1 protein-coding gene is annotated in these 19550 nt (G+C 47.8%); it reads left to right on the top strand.

Annotation, left to right across the window (positions count from 1 at the left end):
- Nucleotides 1–68: 68 nt before the first annotated feature.
- On the top strand, nucleotides 69–19532 hold the full coding sequence (gene tycC / locus HPY27_RS06020; RefSeq protein WP_174224576.1) for a tyrocidine non-ribosomal peptide synthetase TycC: 19464 nt from the start codon (nucleotides 69–71) through the stop codon (nucleotides 19530–19532).
- Nucleotides 19533–19550 lie beyond the last annotated feature (18 nt).

The following is a 19550-nucleotide window of genomic DNA, read 5'->3' as shown; positions in this document are numbered from 1 at the left end:
GCTGTGTCATTTCGCTTTTATTGGAGGAACCCTCTATAAATCGATAAATCACAGAGTTGAGGTGCAGAATGAATAAGCAAGAGAATATTGCAAAAATTTACCCGTTAACCCCATTGCAAGAGGGTATGTTGTTTCATGCTGTCAAAGATACGGACAGCAGCGCCTACTGCCTGCAGATGTCCGCAAAGCTCCAAGGTGATTTTCACCTGCCCATTTTTGAAGAGAGCATGAACAAGCTCGTAGAGAACAATGAGGTTTTGCGCACTGTGTTTGTTTATCAAAATCTGCAGCGACCTCGACAGGTTGTTTTTAAAGAGAGAAAAGTTACCGTTCATTTCGAAAACATTGCGCATTTGCCAATAGATGATCAGAACGAATACATAAAAGCGTATACCAGCCAGCATCATACATTTGAGCTGACGAAAGACGTCTTGATGAAAGCAGCCATTTTCCAAACGGGGGAGAACCAATATCAGTTCGTTTGGGCATTCCACCATATCATCGTCGACGGTTGGTCTTTGGGAGTGTTGCTCCATAAGCTACTCGGGTACTATGCCGCAATTCGTAAAGGCGAGGCTGTTCCGCGAGAAGCGACCAAACCATACAGCGAATACATCAAATGGCTGGATAAGCAAAACAAAGAAGAAGCACTTACTTACTGGCAGAACTACCTGGAAGGCTATGACCATCAGGCTGATTTCCCTAAAAAGAAGAATGTAGCGGAAGATGGCCATTATGTCCATGTGGAGAATCTTTTCACCGTCGCACCTGAGAAGACTCAGCAGCTGATGCAGATTGCCAATCAGAATCAGGCTACGATGAGCAGCGTGTTTCAATCTCTTTGGGGTATTTTGGCGAGCAAGTACAAAAATTCGGACGATGTGGTATTTGGTTCGGTTGTGTCAGGTCGTCCGCCAGGGATCCAGGGGATTGAGAGCATGGTTGGATTGTTCATTAACACGATTCCAACCCGCGTACAAACGAATAAAAAACTAACCTTTAGTGGGCTGCTAAAAACAGTTCAGAAGCAAGCCTTGGCTTCTGCTTCGTATGATTTCGCTCCGCTGTACGAAATTCAGAGCAAGACGGTACTGAAGCAGGAGTTAATCGATCATTTGGTAACGTATGAAAATTACCCGGATAGTGGTTTGAATGATCTCGAGGATTCCTTAGGCTTTCAATTCAACGTGGAAAATGGGGAAGAACAGACCTCCTATGATTTTAACGTTGTAGTCGCGGTTGCACCTTCGAATGAGATGTATGTGAAGTTGAGCTATAATGCAGCGGTTTATGAGGAGTCATTCATGAACCGAGTAGAAGGGCACTTGAAAACGATCATAGAGCAGGTCATTCACAATCCGAATGTACTGCTTGAAGATATCGGAATCATCACGGATGAGGAAAAACAGCAATTGCTGGTAGCGTATAACGACACGACCGCCGATTATCCAAGCGACAAAATGATTTTCGAGCTGATCGCGGAGCAAGCAAGACAGACGCCTTCGAAAGTTGCGGTTGTTTGCGGTGAAGATCGCTTTACTTATCGGGAGCTTCAGGAGCGTTCCAACCAGTTGGCCAGAGCTCTGCGTGGGAAAGGAATTACCCAAGGCAGTATCGTCTCCATTATGGCGGAGCATTCACTCGAGCTAATCGTGGCTATTATGGCAGTTCTAAAATCAGGCGGCGCCTATTTGCCGATTGATCCCGAGTATCCGATAGAGAGAATTCAGTATTTACTGGATGACAGTCAGACGACGATTCTCTTGACACAGTCTCATCTTCAAGAAAAAGTCGAGTTTGAAGGTGACATCCTCTACCTAGACAATCCTTCCATGTTTGAAGGAGACAGTACAGATCTTGACACAGCATGCACACCGGACGATTTGGCGTACATGATTTATACTTCCGGGTCCACGGGGAATCCAAAAGGCGCGATGATTACCCACCGAGGTCTAGTCAATTACATATGGTGGGCTAACAAGGAGTATGTCCAAGGGGAAGCTGTAGACTTTCCGCTATACTCTTCCATTTCGTTTGATTTGACTGTCACCTCGATCTTCACGCCGCTTCTGTCAGGCAATACGATCTATGTCTACAGGGGAACAGATAAAGTACAGGTCATTTTAGACATCATCCAAGATAATCAAGTGGGAATCATCAAGCTGACGCCAACACATTTGAAGCTGATTGAAGAAATAGATGGAACAAACAGCAGCATCCGACGCTTTATTGTCGGTGGTGAGAACTTGCCAACCCAATTGGCGAAGAGAATCTATGAGAACTTTGGACAGAATGTCAAGATTTTCAATGAGTATGGACCTACCGAAACGGTTGTGGGCTGCATGATTTATTTGTATGACCCTAAAAAACCCATCCAAGAATCGGTACCAATCGGAGTCCCTGCAGACAACGTCCAGCTTTATTTGCTCGATTCCTCTATGCAGCCAATACCCGTTGGCTCCATTGGCGAGATGTATATATCTGGAGATGGCGTAGCCAAAGGATATTTTAATAGACCAGATCTGACTCAGGAAAAGTTCATTGATAATCCGTTCCGTCCGGGGACCAAAATGTATCGAACTGGCGATCTGGCGAAATGGCTGCCCGACGGCAATATGGAATACTTGGGAAGAATCGACCATCAAGTCAAAATTCGTGGGCATAGGATTGAGATGGGCGAAATTGAGACGCGTTTGACGCAGCATGAATGGATCAAGGAAGCCGTTGTCATCGCTGACAAGGATGACAGTGGTCAAAATGTGCTGTATGCCTACATTGTTTCCGAGCAGGAGTTGACCGTATCGGAGTTGAGAGAGCATCTGGGAAGTACACTTCCTTCCTACATGATCCCGTCCTTCTTTGTCCGTTTGGAGGAAATTCCGCTGACAGCCAATGGAAAAGTAGAGCGGAAGAAATTGCCGAAGCCTGACGGTGCAGTTGTAACGGGAACAGCGTACGTTGCTCCTCAGAATGAAACGGAAACAAAATTGGCTGAAATTTGGCAGCAGGCCCTGGGGGTTAGCCGAGTAGGCGTTCACGATCATTTCTTTGATTTGGGCGGACATTCACTGAAGGCTATGACAGTCATCTTTCAAGTCTCTAAAGCGTTGGAAGTGGATTTGCCAGTAAAGGCACTGTTCGAGAATCCGACCGTATCTCAGCTCGCTGCTTTTATCTCGAAATCGGGGAAAAGCAAGTACACAGCCATTCAACCGGTTGAGGTAAAAGAATTTTATCCCGTATCTTCTGCTCAAAAAAGAATGTACATCCTTCAGCAATTTGAAGGAAGTGGCATCAGCTATAACATTTCGGGAGCAATGTTGCTAGAAGGAAAGCTGGATTACAATCGTTTTGCTAGCACGGTCCAACGACTGGCGGAGCGCCATGAAGCCTTGCGCACCTCCTTCCACCGTATCGATGGTGAGCCTGTACAGAAAGTGCATGATGAGGTAGAAGTACCAACCCTGATGCTGAAGTCAACGGAAGACCAGGCGGAGCAGATCATGCGCGATTTTGTCCGTCCATTTGATCTTGGAATCGCTCCGTTGATTCGAACAGGCTTGGTCAAGTTGGGCAAAGACCGTCATTTGTTCCTGCTCGACATGCACCATATCATCTCGGACGGTGTTTCATCCCAAATTTTGTTGAGTGAATTTGCCAAGTTGTACCAAGGGGAAGGCTTGCAGCCTCTTTCTCTCCAATACAAGGATTTCGCTGCCTGGCAAAATGAGCTGTACCAGACGGACGTGTACAAGAAGCAGGAGCTCCACTGGTTGAATACGTTTGCTGATGAAATTCCTTTGCTCAATCTGCCGACTGATTATCCGCGTCCAACCATTCAAAGCTTTGAAGGGGATCTTGTTCTTTTTGATACAGGAAAAGAATTGACCGAGCGTTTGCGCAAGGTAGCAGCAGATACGGGTACAACCCTGTATATGGTCTTGCTCGCGGCTTACCATGTACTGCTGTCTAAGTATTCCGGCCAAGAGGATATCATTGTGGGTACGCCTGTCGCTGGTCGTTCTCATGCCGATGTGGAAAACATCATGGGGATCTTTGTAAATACGTTGGCCATGAGAAATCATCCTGCGAGCGACAAAACCTTTACCCACTTCTTGCAAGAAGTGAAACAAAATGCGCTAGCGGCCTATGACAATCAGGATTATCCATTTGAAGAGCTGGTGGAAAAGCTGGCCATTCAACGTGACATTAGCCGAAATCCTTTGTTTGACACCATGTTTTCTTTAGAAAATGCGAATCAGCAATCGCTGGAAATCGAGCAACTGACAGCAGCTCCGTATGAGATATTTAACAAAATTTCAAAGTTCGATCTTGCTTTGAATGCGAGTGAATCGCAATCTGACATTCAATTCCAATTCGCATTTGGAACGAAGCTATTCAAGAAAGAAACCATCCAAAGAATGGCCCATCATTATCTGGAAATCCTGCGTACCCTTAGTGCACAACCGAATGCCAAGTTAGCAGAAATCGACATGATGACAGAAGCAGAAAAACGTGCTCTCATGCTGAATGTCAACGATACTTTTGTCGAACGTTCCGCTGATCAGGTTTTGCACCAATTGTTTGAAGAGCAAGTATTGCTTACGCCAGATCAAGTAGCTGTAGCCTATGACGGATACACCTTGACCTATCGACAGTTGAACGCCCGAGCCAATCAAGTAGCTCGTTTGCTGCGGAGTAAAGGAACGCAACCAGATACGTTGATCGGAATTATGGTAGACCGTTCTATCGGGATGGTCGTGAGCATGTTGGCCGTGTTAAAAGCAGGTGGCGCGTATACGCCAATTGATCCTACTTACCCGCCAGAAAGAATCCAATACATGCTCAGCGACAGCAAAGCTCCGATTCTACTGACACAGCGTCATTTGAAAGAAACAGTAGAGTATGCAGGAGAAATCATCGACGTAGATGATGAAGCGATTTATGCAGGTGACGACACCAATCTTGACCATGTCTCTGGCCGGGATGACTTGGCCTATGTCATCTATACATCTGGATCGACCGGAAATCCCAAAGGGGTTATGATCGCGCATCAAGCGATTTGCAATCACATGCTTTGGATGAAGAATGCCTTCCCACTGACTACAGAGGATGCTGTCTTGCAAAAAACGCCGTTTTCCTTCGATGCTTCCGTATGGGAATTTTATTTGCCACTGATCACAGGGGGACGCCTGGTACTTGCAAAGCCAGACGGACATCGTGACATCGAGTACATGACTCGCATGATCAGCGAGGAGAAGATCACGACATTACAGATGGTTCCTTCCTTGCTGGACCTGATCATGACCGAACCGGCATGGAGCTCTTGCACGAGCTTGCAACGCGTTTTCTGCGGTGGAGAAGCATTGACACCTGCACTTGTTTCGCGCTTTTACGAGACTCAAACGGCACAGTTGGTTAACCTCTATGGCCCAACCGAGTCCACGATTGATGCGACATACTGGATTTGCCCTCGTTTGCCGGAGTATGGCGTGATTCCCATTGGCAAACCGATTGATAACGTCCGTTTGTACGTCGTAAATGTGAGCAACCAGCTCCAGCCTGTAGGGGTAGCAGGGGAACTGTGCATTGCTGGCGATGGTTTGGCCCGCGGTTACTGGAATCGTGAAGAACTGACAGCAGCCAGCTTCATTGACAATCCGTTTGAACCGGATAGCAGGATGTACCGTACTGGCGACATGGTTAGGTACCTAGCCTGCGGCAACGTGGAATATCTCGGACGCATCGACCATCAGGTCAAAATCAGAGGCCACCGGATCGAACTGGGTGAGATCGAAGCAAGGCTTTTGCAGCATGAATGGATAAAAACGGCCATTGTCCTTGCTCGTCCAGATGAAAAAGGGCAAAACAACTTGTACGCCTATATCGTTTCCGATCAGGAAATCAAGACAGCCGACCTGAGAGCTTACATGGCATCCCATTTGCCATCTTATATGGTTCCTTCTTATTTTGTTTATTTGGAGAAGCTGCCGCTCACGGCAAATGGCAAGGTAGATCGCAAAGCATTGCCTCAACCTGAGGGAGCATCTTCATCTGAAACCGTGTATGTAGCGCCGCGCAATGAAGTGGAAGCCACGCTCGCAGATATTTGGCAAAGTGTACTTGGCGTGAACGAAATCGGGATCCACGATCATTTCTTCGAGTTGGGCGGACACTCTTTGAAGGCGATGAACGTCATCTCTTTGATCCATCGCACCCTTCAAGTAGATGTGCCGTTGAAAACACTGTTTGAATCGCCTACGATCGCTGACTTGTCGTTATACATCGCGACTGCTAGCAAAGGCAAGTATACGACGATTGAACCTGTCCAAAAGCAGGAGTATTACTCGGTGTCTTCTGCACAAAAGAGAATGTTTATTCTCCGACAAATGGAAGGTGCAGGCATCAGCTACAACATGCCGGGTATCCTGTACATCGATGGCAAGCTGGATACAGCGCGTTTGCAGCAAGCGCTCAAGAGTCTGGTGAGACGTCATGAATCTCTGCGTACCTCGTTCCACTCCATGAAAGGAGAGACTGTTCAGCGTGTACATGAAGATGTCGAGCTGGAAATCTCGTTGATGGAGTCAACAGAGGGAGAGCTTAAACAAATCGTCGAGCAATTTATTCAACCGTTTGATTTGGAAAAAGCTCCTCTGATTCGCGCTGGACTGGTCAAACTGAATCCGGAACGCCATCTTTTCATGCTGGATTTGCACCATATTGTGGTGGATGGTGTATCTATTGGCATTCTTGTTCAAGAGCTTGCTCAGCTTTACCACGGGGAAGAGCTGCCAGAACTGAGCATTCAGTACAAGGACTTTGCCCATTGGCAGAATCAATGGTTCGAGAGAGAAGAGTTTGCTGCGCAGGAAGCCTATTGGATCGATACTTTTACGGGAGAAATTCCTGTATTGAATCTTGCAACGGATTATCCGAGACCTACTGTGAAAAGCTTCGAGGGTGAGCGATTTGTTTTCAGCTCTGGTGCCCTTTTGAAAAAAGAATTGAATCGACTTGCCCATGGTACAGGAGCTACGCTCTACATGGTTCTCTTGGCTGCCTACAATGTACTTCTCTCCAAATACGCTGGACAAGAGGACATTATTGTCGGTGCGCCTACTGCTGGCAGGTCCCATGCAGAAACGGATTCGATCATCGGTATGTTTGTCAATACACTGGCTTTGCGAAACGAGCCTGTGGGGGATAAGACCTTCCTTAGCTTTTTGGCAGAAGTGAAAAACAATACGCTGAAAGCCTTTGAGAATCAGGATTACCCACTGGATGAGCTGATCGATAAGCTGAACATTCAACGGGATCTGAGCCGCAATCCTTTGTTTGACACCGTATTTATCTTGCAAAATATGGATCAAAAGCCGTTCGAAATGGAGCAACTGACGTTTACACCTTATATGGCAGAAGTGAATCAGGCCAAGTTTGATCTGTCATTAGAGGCGTATGAAGAAGATGAGGAGATTGTCTTTAGTCTTGATTACTGCACCAAATTGTTTACACGAAAAACAATTGAAAAAATAGCGGTACATTTCATCCGAATCCTTCATGCCGTTATTGAGCAACAAGCCATTACCTTGTCTGAAATCACGATGCTTTCCGATGAAGAAAAGCATCGCTTATTAGTAGAATTCAACCATACGCATAAGGAATATCCGCAGAACAAGACACTCCATGAGCTATTTGAGGAGCAAGTGGAAAAAACACCACAGATTGCTGCGGTGGAAATCGGCGATAAGCAGATGTCCTATCACGAATTGAATGAGCGAGCAAATCAGCTTGCCGTTACCTTGCGTGAACGGGGAGTAAAGGCTAACCAGTTCGTAGGAATCATGGCAAACCGTTCTGTGGAAATGGTTGTGGGAATCATGGCCATTTTGAAAGCAGGTGGAGCCTACGTGCCGATCGATCCTGAATATCCGGAAGATCGTGTAGCCTACATGCTGGAGGATTGCGAAGCCCGTCTCGTGCTTACCCAAAAACATCTTGGAGCTAAGCTAGCTTCTAGTGTGAGCGTGGAATGCTTGTACCTAGAGGAGGAGAAGAACTATTCTCCCAATTGTTCGAATCTCGAGCCGATTCAAACCGCTTCCGATTTGGCTTATGTCATCTATACATCAGGGACAACAGGCAAGCCAAAAGGAGTAATGATCGAGCATCGTGGCATTGTCAACAGCGTGTTGTGGAAGAAAGAGGAGTATCAGTTTAGCGTCGATGATAGAAGTCTGGTGCCCCTATCCTTTGCGTTTGATGCCTTTGTTCTTTCCTTCTTTACACCGATCCTTTCCGGGTCAACCGTTGTCTTGGCGAAGGATGATGAAGCCAAAGACCCTGTATCTCTCAGAAACCTCATTGCAGCTGCGAGATGCACCCAAATGACATGCGTGCCAAGTTTGTTCCAAGCTATATTGGAATGCAGTTCTGCTGCGGATATCAGTTCTCTACAAACAGTCACACTTGGGGGCGAAAAAGTATCTGCTCAGCTCGTTGAGAAGAGCAATCAGCACAATCCGCAATTGGTCATCGTCAATGAATACGGTCCGACTGAAAGCAGCGTCGTCGCCACCTGGCAGCGAATTTCGCAACTGGATTCTGCGATAACGATCGGACGTCCCATTGCTAATACCAGCATCTATATCGTGGACAAATTCCATCAGCTACAGCCAATCGGCGTCGTCGGGGAAATTTGCATCGGTGGCCACGGTTTGGCACGTGGATATTGGAACAAGCCGGAACTCACAGCAGAGAAGTTCGTTTCCCATCCTTATTTGGAAGGCGATCGCATGTACAAGACTGGCGATCTTGGAAAGTGGCTCCCTGACGGAACGATTGAATTTGTCGGTCGCTTAGATGAACAAGTAAAAGTAAGGGGATATCGGATTGAAATCGGCGAGATTGAGTCGGTTATGCTCTCCTTTGAAAAGCTGACTTCGGCAGTTGTGATTGTCCATGAGGACCAACAGGGCCAATCGTCGCTTGCTGCTTATTACACGGCAGAAGAAAAGCTTGAAGTCTCGAGTCTGTGGTCGTATCTGTCTCAAAGCTTGCCGTCTTACATGATTCCTGCGCACTTGGTCCAGCTCGATCTTCTCCCGCTTACGCCTAATGGAAAGATCGACAGGAAAGCCTTGCCAAAACCAGAAGGCAGACCTGTAACGGGAGCAGAATATGTGGCTCCAGCAAGTCCTGTGGAAAGCAGTCTGGTAGAGATTTGGGAACGTGTGCTTGGGGTAAACGACATTGGTGTTCTCGACAACTTCTTCCAGCTAGGTGGGCATTCCTTGAAAGCCATGTCGCTCGCCGCACAGATCCATCGAGAGTATCAAGTCGAGCTTCCACTCAGAGTACTCTTTGCGACACCTACCATCCAGGCATTGGCCCAGTATATCGAGACAAGTGGAAAAGACACACATGTACCGATTCAGCCTGTACCGCGGCAAGCGTATTATCCTGTTTCCTCTGCACAAAAAAGGATGTTTGTCCTGCGCCAGTTTGAAGGCACCGGCACAGTCTATAACATGCCAAGCGTGATGTATATCGAAGGCGATCTGGATCGTGCACGCTTTGAAACCGCGATACATGGGCTAGTTAATCGACACGAATCGTTGCGAACATCCTTCCACACAGTGAATGGCGAGCCTGTTCAGCGTGTACATGAGGCAGTCGAACTGGATGTGCGCTATGAGGATTTGACGGAAGACCAAGTCGAGCAAACCATCGAAGCATTTGTGCAAGCATTTGATCTACAGAAGGCTCCGTTGTTGAGGGTCGGACTCTTCAGCTTGGGAGAGAAGCGGCATCTCTTCCTGATGGATATGCATCACATCATTTCGGATGGAGTCTCTGTCGGAATCATCATGGAAGAATTCTCGAAGCTGTATCGGAACGAAAATTTGCCAGAGCTTGCTGTTCAATACAAAGATTTTGCTGTCTGGCAGACTGAGCTGTTCCAAACAGACATCTATACAAAGCACGAGAACTACTGGTTGAAGTCCTTCGCGGGTGACATTCCGGTACTGAATCTGCCTGCCGATTATTCTCGTCCGATGGTTCAAAGCTTTGAGGGAGATTGCATTTCGTTCCAAACAGACAAAACGCTGATGGACGATTTATACAAGCTCGCTCATGAGAACCAAACCACGCTGTTTATGGTCTTGCTAGCGGCTTACAATGTGCTCCTTTCCAAATACAGCGGCCAAGAAGACATCGTAGTGGGAACGCCGATCGCTGGCAGATCTCATGCGGATGTAGAAAAAGTCTTGGGGATGTTTGTCAATACATTGGCTTTGCGTAACTACCCTGACGGAACGAAATCGTTCCAGGCATTTTTGGAAGATGTCAAACAGAATACGCTGCAAGCATACGCCCACCAGGATTATCCGTTTGAAGCACTGGTCGAAAAACTGGAAATCCAGAGGGATCTCAGCAGAAACCCGCTGTTTGACACCATGTTTATTTTACAAAACCTGGACAAAAAAGCTTATGAGCTGGATGGGCTGAAATTTGAAGCCTACTCCGGAGATGGGCAGCAAGGCAACGCTAAATTCGATCTCACACTGGAAGCGCATGAAGATGAGACAGGAATTCATTTTGGTCTCGTGTACTCCACGAAATTGTTCCAAAGAGACACGATTGAAAGAATGGCAGGTCATTTCCTCCAGGTACTGCGAGGAGTCATTGCAGACCAAACATCGGCGTTGCGTCAAATCAACTTGCTCGGTAAGGAAGAAAAACACCTTGTAACTGTTGCATTCAACAATACGTTTGCCGCGTATCCACGCGAAGGCACGATTCAAGAGCTGTTCGAGGAGCAAGTGGAAAGAACGCCCGAGCATACTGCAGTTGTGATGAACGAACAGATGCTGACGTATCGGGAGCTGAACCAAAAAGCGAATCAGATCGCAAGTGCTCTTCGCCGTGAGGAAATCGGGAAGGATTCCGTGGTCGGACTGATCGCCGATCGTTCTCTCGAGATGATCACAGGCATAATGGGGATCATCAAAGCGGGAGGCGCTTATCTGGGGATTGATCCAGAGCATCCATCCGAGCGCATTTCTTACATGCTTGAAGATGGCGGCGTGAAGGTTGTCCTTGTTCAAAGACATCTGTTGCATCTCGTCGAAGAAGGTCTCATTCCAATCATTTTGGAAGACGAGAGCCTGGAGAAAGAAGATGCCAGCAACCTGGCCAATTTCAATGACGCCAAAGACTTGGCCTATGTGATGTACACGTCGGGTTCAACGGGCAAACCAAAAGGGGTCATGGTCGAGCATCGCAATGTCACCCGATTGGTGAAAAATACGAATTACGTTCAAGTACGCGAAGAAGATCGCATGATTCAAACGGGCGCTATTGGCTTCGACGCCATGACGTTTGAGATTTTCGGAGCTCTGTTGCATGGTGCTAGCTTGTTCCTGGTTACCAAGGATGTTCTGTTGGATGCGGAGAAGCTAGGCAGCTTCCTGCGAGAGAATCGGATTACAACGATGTGGTTAACTTCACCACTGTTTAACCAGCTTTCGCAAGATAACCCGGCGATGTTTGATGGCTTGCGTGCGTTAATCGTCGGTGGCGAAGCACTGTCTCCGAGACACATCAACAAAGTTAACAGCGCCCATCCCGCTCTGGAAATTTGGAACGGATATGGCCCGACAGAGAACACTACTTTCTCTACATGCTATTTGATTGAGAAGGAATTCGAAGACAATATTCCGATTGGGAAGCCGATCACGAACTCCACTACGTATATCGTGGATCGCTACAATCAGCCGCAGCCAATTGGGGTGCCGGGTGAATTGTGCGTAGGTGGAGACGGGGTAGCCAGAGGTTATTTGAACAAGCCAGAATTGACTGCCGAGAAGTTTGTTCCGAATCCGTTTGTTTCTGGTGAAACCATGTACCGCACAGGGGATTTGGCGAGATGGAAGGCGGATGGAACAATTGAGTATTTGGGACGTATCGACCAACAGGTAAAGATCAGAGGCTATCGGATCGAGCTTGGGGAAATCGAGACCGTTCTCACCAATCTGGCAAAGGTAAAAGAAGCTGTCGTTACGGTGATGGATGATACGAACGGCCAAAAAGCTCTCTGCGCTTACTTTGTTCCAGAAACGGAACTCGACGCAGCAGAGTTGAGAGAAGCGATTTCCAAAGAATTGCCAGGCTACATGGTGCCAGCCTTCTATGTCCAAATGGATAAACTGCCTTTGACTGCAAACGGAAAGCTCGATCGAAGAGCATTGCCGGAACCAAATGGTGATCGGGTTCAAAGCTCCACATATGTCGCTCCACAAAATGCGACTGAGACGAAGCTGGCTGAAATTTGGCAAGAGGTACTGGGTATTCATGCGATAGGCATTCACGACAACTTCTTTGAACTGGGCGGACATTCCCTGAAAGCCATGAATGTGATCACGCAGGTGCACAAAGCATTTCAGGTTGAGCTTCCGTTAAAAGCACTGTTTGAATCTCCTACGATCCATGAACTGGCTGGGTATATCACCGCGAGTGAGATTGAACAGTTCGAGACCATTGAACCAGTAGAGCAAGCAGATTATTATCCAGTCTCGTTCGCACAAAAAAGAATGTACATCCTGCATGAGTTTGAAGGAAGCGGGATTAGCTACAACGTGCCAAATGTGCTGATAATAGATGGCCATCTGGATTACGAACGCTTTGAACATGCGATTCGAACACTGGTAAAACGACACGAATCCTTGCGAACATCCTTCCATTCGATAAACGGGGAACCCGTACAACGAGTACATGAGGATGTCGCACTTCTCATCGGTATTTCCGAGGCGACAGAAGACCAAGTAGAGCAACGCATTCAGGAGTTGGTCCAGCCGTTTGATCTGGAAGTGGCTCCGTTGTTCCGGGTTGACTTGATCAAACTGGGAGCAGAACGACATTTGTTCTTCATGGATATGCACCACATTATCTCGGATGGTGTATCGCTTGCAGTCATCGCCAAGGAGTTTGCGAGCTTGTACGAAGAAAAGCAGCTCCCTGACATGCGCATTCAGTATAAAGATTTTGCTGCTTGGCAAACAAAACTGTCCCAGTCTGAGCGTTTCCAAAAACAGGAGGATTATTGGACGAATGTCTTTGCAGGGGAGATCCCGTTACTCAACCTGCCAAATGACTTCCCAAGACCTACTGTTCAAAGCTTCGAAGGCGACACAGTAGCGATCGGTACAGGAAATGAATTGCTTGTGGAATTAAGACAACTCGCTGCAAATACAGGCTCCACACTGTTCATGGTGCTTTTGGCAGCCTACAATGTGCTGCTGTCCAAATACGCAGGACAGGAAGAAATCGTAGTCGGCACACCGATCGCAGGTCGATCCCACGCAGATGTGGAACGAATCGTCGGCATGTTCGTCAACACGCTTGCTTTGAAAAATGTGGCAGGAGGCAACCTGACCTTCCGCGAGTTTTTGGGTGACGTGAGACAGAATGCGCTACATGCGTTTGAACATCAGGATTATCCGTTTGAACATCTCGTAGATAAGCTGCAAGTGCGGCGCGATCTGAGCCGAAATCCACTGTTCGATACGATGTTCAGTCTGGGGCTTGCGGACTCATCTGCATTAGAAATTGCAGGACTCAACATGTCTCCTTACCCGGTAGATGGAAATATCGCGAAATTCGATATCGCTTTGGATGCAATGGAACAACAGGATGAGCTTCTCGTGCAGTTCAGCTATTGCACGAAGTTGTTTGCAAAAGAATCGATTGATCGCATGGCAACTCATTACGTCAACCTCCTAAAGACGATCATCGCGAATCCAGATAGCAAGCTGGCAGAGTTCAGTGTTTTGTCAAAAGATGAGATGGAGCAAATGCTGCATGATTTCAATGCAACAAAAGCCGCTTATCCAACGAATAAAACATTCCAGGAGCTATTCGAAGAGCAGGTCGAAAAAACACCGAACCAGGTAGCTGTCATCTTCGAGGATGAACAGCTAACGTATCGGGAATTAAATGAAAAAGCAAACCAGCTCGCACGTGTTTTGCGCCAAAAGGGAGTCAAGCCAGAGAGCACGGTCGGCATCATGGTAGACCGCTCGTTGCACATGGTAGTAGGGACGCTCGGTATTTTGAAGGCCGGCGGCGCCTACGTTCCGATTGATCCAGACTATCCATTGGAGCGTCAAACATTCATTTTGGAAGATAGCGATGCGAAGCTGTTCCTTACCTTGCAAAAGTTGAATACGCAGCTTGCATTCCCTCACGAGACTCTCTATCTGGATGCAGAGGGGCTGTACCAGGGAGAAGCGAGCAATCTGGAGCCTGTGGCACTGCCGGAACAGGCGGCTTACATCATTTATACTTCTGGTACGACTGGCAAGCCAAAAGGGGTCGTGATCGAACACCGGAGCTATGCCAATGTCGCGTTTGCCTGGCAGGATGAGTATCACTTGGACACCTTCCCGGTTCGCTTGCTGCAAATGGCGAGCTTCGCCTTCGACGTATCGACTGGCGATTTTGCCAGAGCATTGCTCACAGGAGGGCAGCTGGTCATTTGCCCGAATGAGGTTAAAATGGACCCTGCTTCCTTGTACGAAATCATCAAGCGGTATGAAATCACTATTTTCGAAGCGACACCAGCTTTGATCATGCCATTGATGCATTACATTTACGAAAACAAGCTCGACATCAGTCAGATGCAGCTCCTGATTCTCGGAGCAGACAGTTGTCCAGCAGAAGACTTCAAGACTTTGCTGACGAGATTCAGCCATTCGTTACGCATTGTTAACAGTTATGGGGTAACAGAGGCGTGCATCGATTCCAGCTATTACGAAGAAACCGATGTCTCATCCATTCGCTCGGGAACGGTACCGATCGGAAAACCGCTGCCGAATATGCAGATGTATGTGATGGATCAACAATTGAATCTTCAGCCTGTTGGAGTCGTGGGTGAGTTGTGCATCGGTGGAGCAGGGGTCGCTCGCGGATATTTGAACAGACCTGATCTAACACTGGAGAAGTTCGTACCGAATCCTTTCGCGCCAGGTGAGCTGCTGTATCGTTCGGGTGATTTGGCGAAGTGGCGCGCGGATGGCAATGTGGAATTCTTGGGTCGTAACGATCATCAAGTGAAAATCAGGGGTGTCCGTATCGAGCTGGGCGAAATCGAGACACAGCTACGCAAGCTGGACGGAATCTTGGAAGCAGTTGTCATCGCAAGAGAGGATCACAGACAAGAAAAGTATTTATGCGCGTACATGGTGGCAGAGCACGAGATCGACACAGCACAAATACGCCAGGAATTGCTAAAAGATTTGCCTCAAGCGATGATTCCATCGTATTTCGTAACGCTTGAAGCGCTGCCGCTAACCGCAAATGGGAAGATCGACAGACGTTCCTTGCCGGCGCCAGATGTATCCATGCTTAGAACGACGGAGTATGTAGCACCTCGTACGGAGTTGGAAGCGCAATTGGCCCGCGTATGGGAGCAAGTGCTGAATATGGAGCAAGTAGGGATTCTGGATGATTTCTTTGCAATTGGCGGTCACTCCCTGCGTGCGATGAGTGTGATTTCGAGCATGCATAACGAATATCAAGTCGATATTCCGCTTCGTGTTTTGTTCGAAAAACCGACGATTCAACAGTTGGCTGCACACATCGAAGAGACAGCAAGAGGATATGTCATTTCGATTCAACCAGCACCTGCGCAAGAGTATTATCCTGTTTCATCGGCTCAAAAGCGCATGTATATCCTCCATCAATTTGAAGGGGTCGGTATTAGCTACAATATGCCTTCGACCATGCTGATCGAAGGGAAGCTGGAACCGGAACGATTAGAGACAGCGTTCAAGCAGCTGATAGAGCGACATGAGAGTCTTCGTACGTCTTTTGCCGTTGTAAATGGAGAACCTGTTCAGAAGGTTCACGAGGAAGTTTCTTTTGAACTTTCGTATACAACGATCACAGAAGACCAGGCACAAGAGGTCCTTTCAACCCTCGTTCAGCCATTCGATCTGGGAGTAGCGCCGTTGCTTCGCGTCCGTCTGCTGCAAATCGGAGAAGATCGTCATGTGCTCTTTACCGACATGCATCATAGCATTTCCGACGGTGTATCTTCTGGTATTCTCCTGACAGATTTAGTGCAGCTGTACCAAGGGGACGTTTTGCCAGAACTGCGAATCCAGTACAAGGACTTCTCCGTATGGCAACAGGAGCTTTTCCAATCCGATGCTTTCAACAAGCAAGAAGAGCACTGGGCACAAGTGTTTGCAGACGAAATTCCAGTACTAAACCTGCAAACGGATTTCACCCGACCAAGCATTCAAAATTTCGCAGGGGATCAGTTTACCATCGGAACGGGTAAACAACTCATGGAAGGCTTGAACCAGCTGGCTCGAGAAACGGGAACGACGCTGTACATGGTGCTCCTTGCGACGTACAACGTACTGCTTTCCAAGTATTCCGGGCAGGAGGATATCATCGTCGGAACGCCGATTACAGGCAGATCCCATGCTGATTTGGAACCAATCGTCGGTATGTTTGTAAACACATTGGCGATGAGAAACAAGCCGCATGCTGGGAAAACATTCACCGAGTTGTTGCTGGAAGTCAAGCAGAATGCATTAGACGCTTACGCCCATCAGGATTATCCGTTTGAGGAGCTGGTGGAAAAACTCGACATTCCGCGAGACTTAAGCAGAAACCCGCTCTTTGACACTATGTTTACTGTGCAGAACAACACGGATGATTCCATCGATCTGCTCGGATTGACACTTGCTCCTTTCATGACTGATCAGGCTGGCAACCATTCCAAATTCGATTTGACGCTGATTGCCACAGAAGAGCGTGAAGAGATTAGCATTGGCGTGGAGTACAGCACAAGCTTGTTTACGAGAGAGACGATTGAACGGTTAAGCAACCACTTCATGGCTATTGCCCAAATCGTTGTGCAAAATCCGCATATCCGCTTGAGTGAAATCGACATGCTCAGGGCGGAGGAGAAGCAGCAAATTTTCGAGCATTTCAATGATACAGCTGTCAGCTATGTACAAGACAAAACGCTGCATCAATTATTCGAAGAGCAAGTTGTGAAGACGCCAGATCAGGAAGCTATTCTCTTTAACGGTCTGTCACTGACGTACAGCGAGCTCAATGAACGAGCCAACAGACTGGCAAGGGTTCTGCGCACCAAAGGAATTGGACCTGATCGTCTTGTAGCAGTCATGGCGGAGCGTTCACCAGAGATGATCATTGGCATCCTCGGTATTTTAAAGGCAGGCGGTGCGTATGTTCCGATCGACCCGGCGTATCCGCAAGAACGCATTCAGTACTTGCTGGAGGACAGCGACGCAGCACTGCTTCTCTGCCAGTCTCATCTGTCAGAACTATTGTCTCGCGTGTCGAGCGGGCTTGATTGGCTCGATCTGAACGCAGAGCATGACGTCGAGATGGATGGCGCCAATCTCGCATCACTCAATCAACCGACTGATCTCGCCTATGTGATCTATACATCGGGGACGACCGGTAAGCCGAAGGGCGTCATGATTCCACATCAGGGAATCGTCAATTGCTTGCAGTGGAGAAAAGATGAGTATGGATTCGGACCGGGTGACAAGGCGTTGCAGGTATTCTCTTTTGCCTTCGATGGGTTTGTAGCCAGCTTGTTCGCTCCGCTTCTCGGTGGTGCTAGTTGCGTCTTGCCGAGAGAGGAAGAAGCCAAAGATCCAGTAGCGCTGAAAAAGCTGATTGCCTCAACGGGAGTCACACATTATTACGGTGTACCGAGTCTGTTCCAAGCGATTCTGGATTGCTCAACTGCTGCAGATTTCACTCCTCTGCGTTGCGTAACATTGGGAGGCGAGAAACTACCTGCTCAGCTTGTGCAAAAAACGAAAGAAAAACATCCAGCAATCGAGATCAACAATGAATACGGTCCGACAGAAAACAGCGTCGTCACTACCATCTCTCGTTCGATCGAAGCAGGGCAAGACATCACGATTGGGCGACCGCTAGCCAATGTACAGGTTTACATCGTAGATACACAACATCACTTGCAACCGATCGGCGTAGTGGGAGAGCTATGCATCGGAGGACCCGGACTTGCAAGAGGTTATTTGAATAAATCAGAGCTCACACAAGAGAAGTTCGTTCCGAATCCGTTTGTCCCAGGAGAGCTCATGTACAAAACAGGTGACTTGGTGAAATGGCGGACAGATGGCACGATCGATTATATCGGTAGGGCTGACGAACAGGTGAAGGTGAGAGGGTACCGCATCGAGATAGGGGAAATCGAGAGCACCATACTTGCTTACGATGGCATCGATCAAGCAGTGGTGGTTGTGCATGAGGATGACGTAACGGCCGGACAATATCTTTGCGCGTATCTTGTTCCAGCAGCAGAGGTATCCGTTTCTGAGCTGAGAAGGCATCTGGCGAAGGAACTGCCTGCGTACATGGTTCCAAGCTATTTTGTCCAGTTGGATCAACTGCCGCTTTCGGCCAATGGAAAAGTGGATCGCAAAGCGTTACCGAAGCCACAGTCATCAGATGCGACCACACGTGAGTTCGTGGCACCAAGAACTGCGACTGAGCATCAATTGGCATCCATTTGGCAGGAAGTTTTGGGAATCGAACCGATCGGCATTACTGACCATTTCTTTGAACTGGGTGGACATTCCTTGAAAGCAACGTTGCTGGTTGCAAAGGTGTATGAGTACATGCAGATTGAACTGCCGTTGAACCTCATTTTCCAGCATCCAACCATTGAGAAGGTAGCGGATTTCATCACGAACAAGAACTTTGAGGGCAACTCCGGAAGAGCCATTCTCTTAAATGAAGAGACGGCTAGAAAGGTATTCTGCTTTACGCCAATTGGTGCCCAGAGCGTCTATTACCAGAAGCTTGCTGATGAAATCAAGGGCGTTTCCCTGCATAGCTTTGATTTTATCGAAGAAGACAATCGACTTGAGCAGTACATCGAAGCCATCGTGGCGATTGATCCAAAAGGTCCGTATACGCTCATGGGATATTCATCAGGAGGCAATCTGGCGTTTGATGTTGCAAAAGAACTGGAGAACCAAGGATATGTCGTGACCGACCTCATCTTGTTCGATTCATACTGGAAAGACAAGGTGATGGAAAGGACTCTGGCGGAAACAGAGAGTGACATTGCCCAGTTATTTGCCGAAATTGGAGAAAACATCGAGATGTTCAACATGACACAAGAAGACTTCAATTTGTACGCTGCCAATGAATTCGTCAAGCAAAGCTTCATTCGAAAAACGGTCAGCTACGTCATGCACCACAATCAATTGATCAATACGGGTGCAACGAACGCAGAGATCCATCTCATTCAATCAGAGCTGGAATCGGGCGAGGAAGATCTAGTCGCAGTCAAATGGAATGAAGCCGCTTGGGCACAGGCTACGAAACGACTGATGACGTACGAAGGGTACGGAATCCACTCCAGAATGCTGGGAGGAAATTACGTGTCTATGAATGCCTCCATCCTCCGAGACATCCTGCAAGAGCTGTTCATTCTGAAATAAGGTCGCGGCTTTGTGATG

Origin of the sequence: Brevibacillus sp. HB1.1 (genome assembly GCF_013332445.1) — a bacterium.
Taxonomy (GTDB): domain Bacteria; phylum Bacillota; class Bacilli; order Brevibacillales; family Brevibacillaceae; genus Brevibacillus; species Brevibacillus porteri.
This window is presented reverse-complemented; position numbering and strand designations above follow the sequence as displayed.

Bases quoted from the DNA above. Each gene is read 5' to 3' on its own strand.
- tycC (WP_174224576.1), top strand. From the start codon at position 69: ATGAATAAGCAAGAGAATATTGCAAAAATTTACCCGTTAACCCCATTG.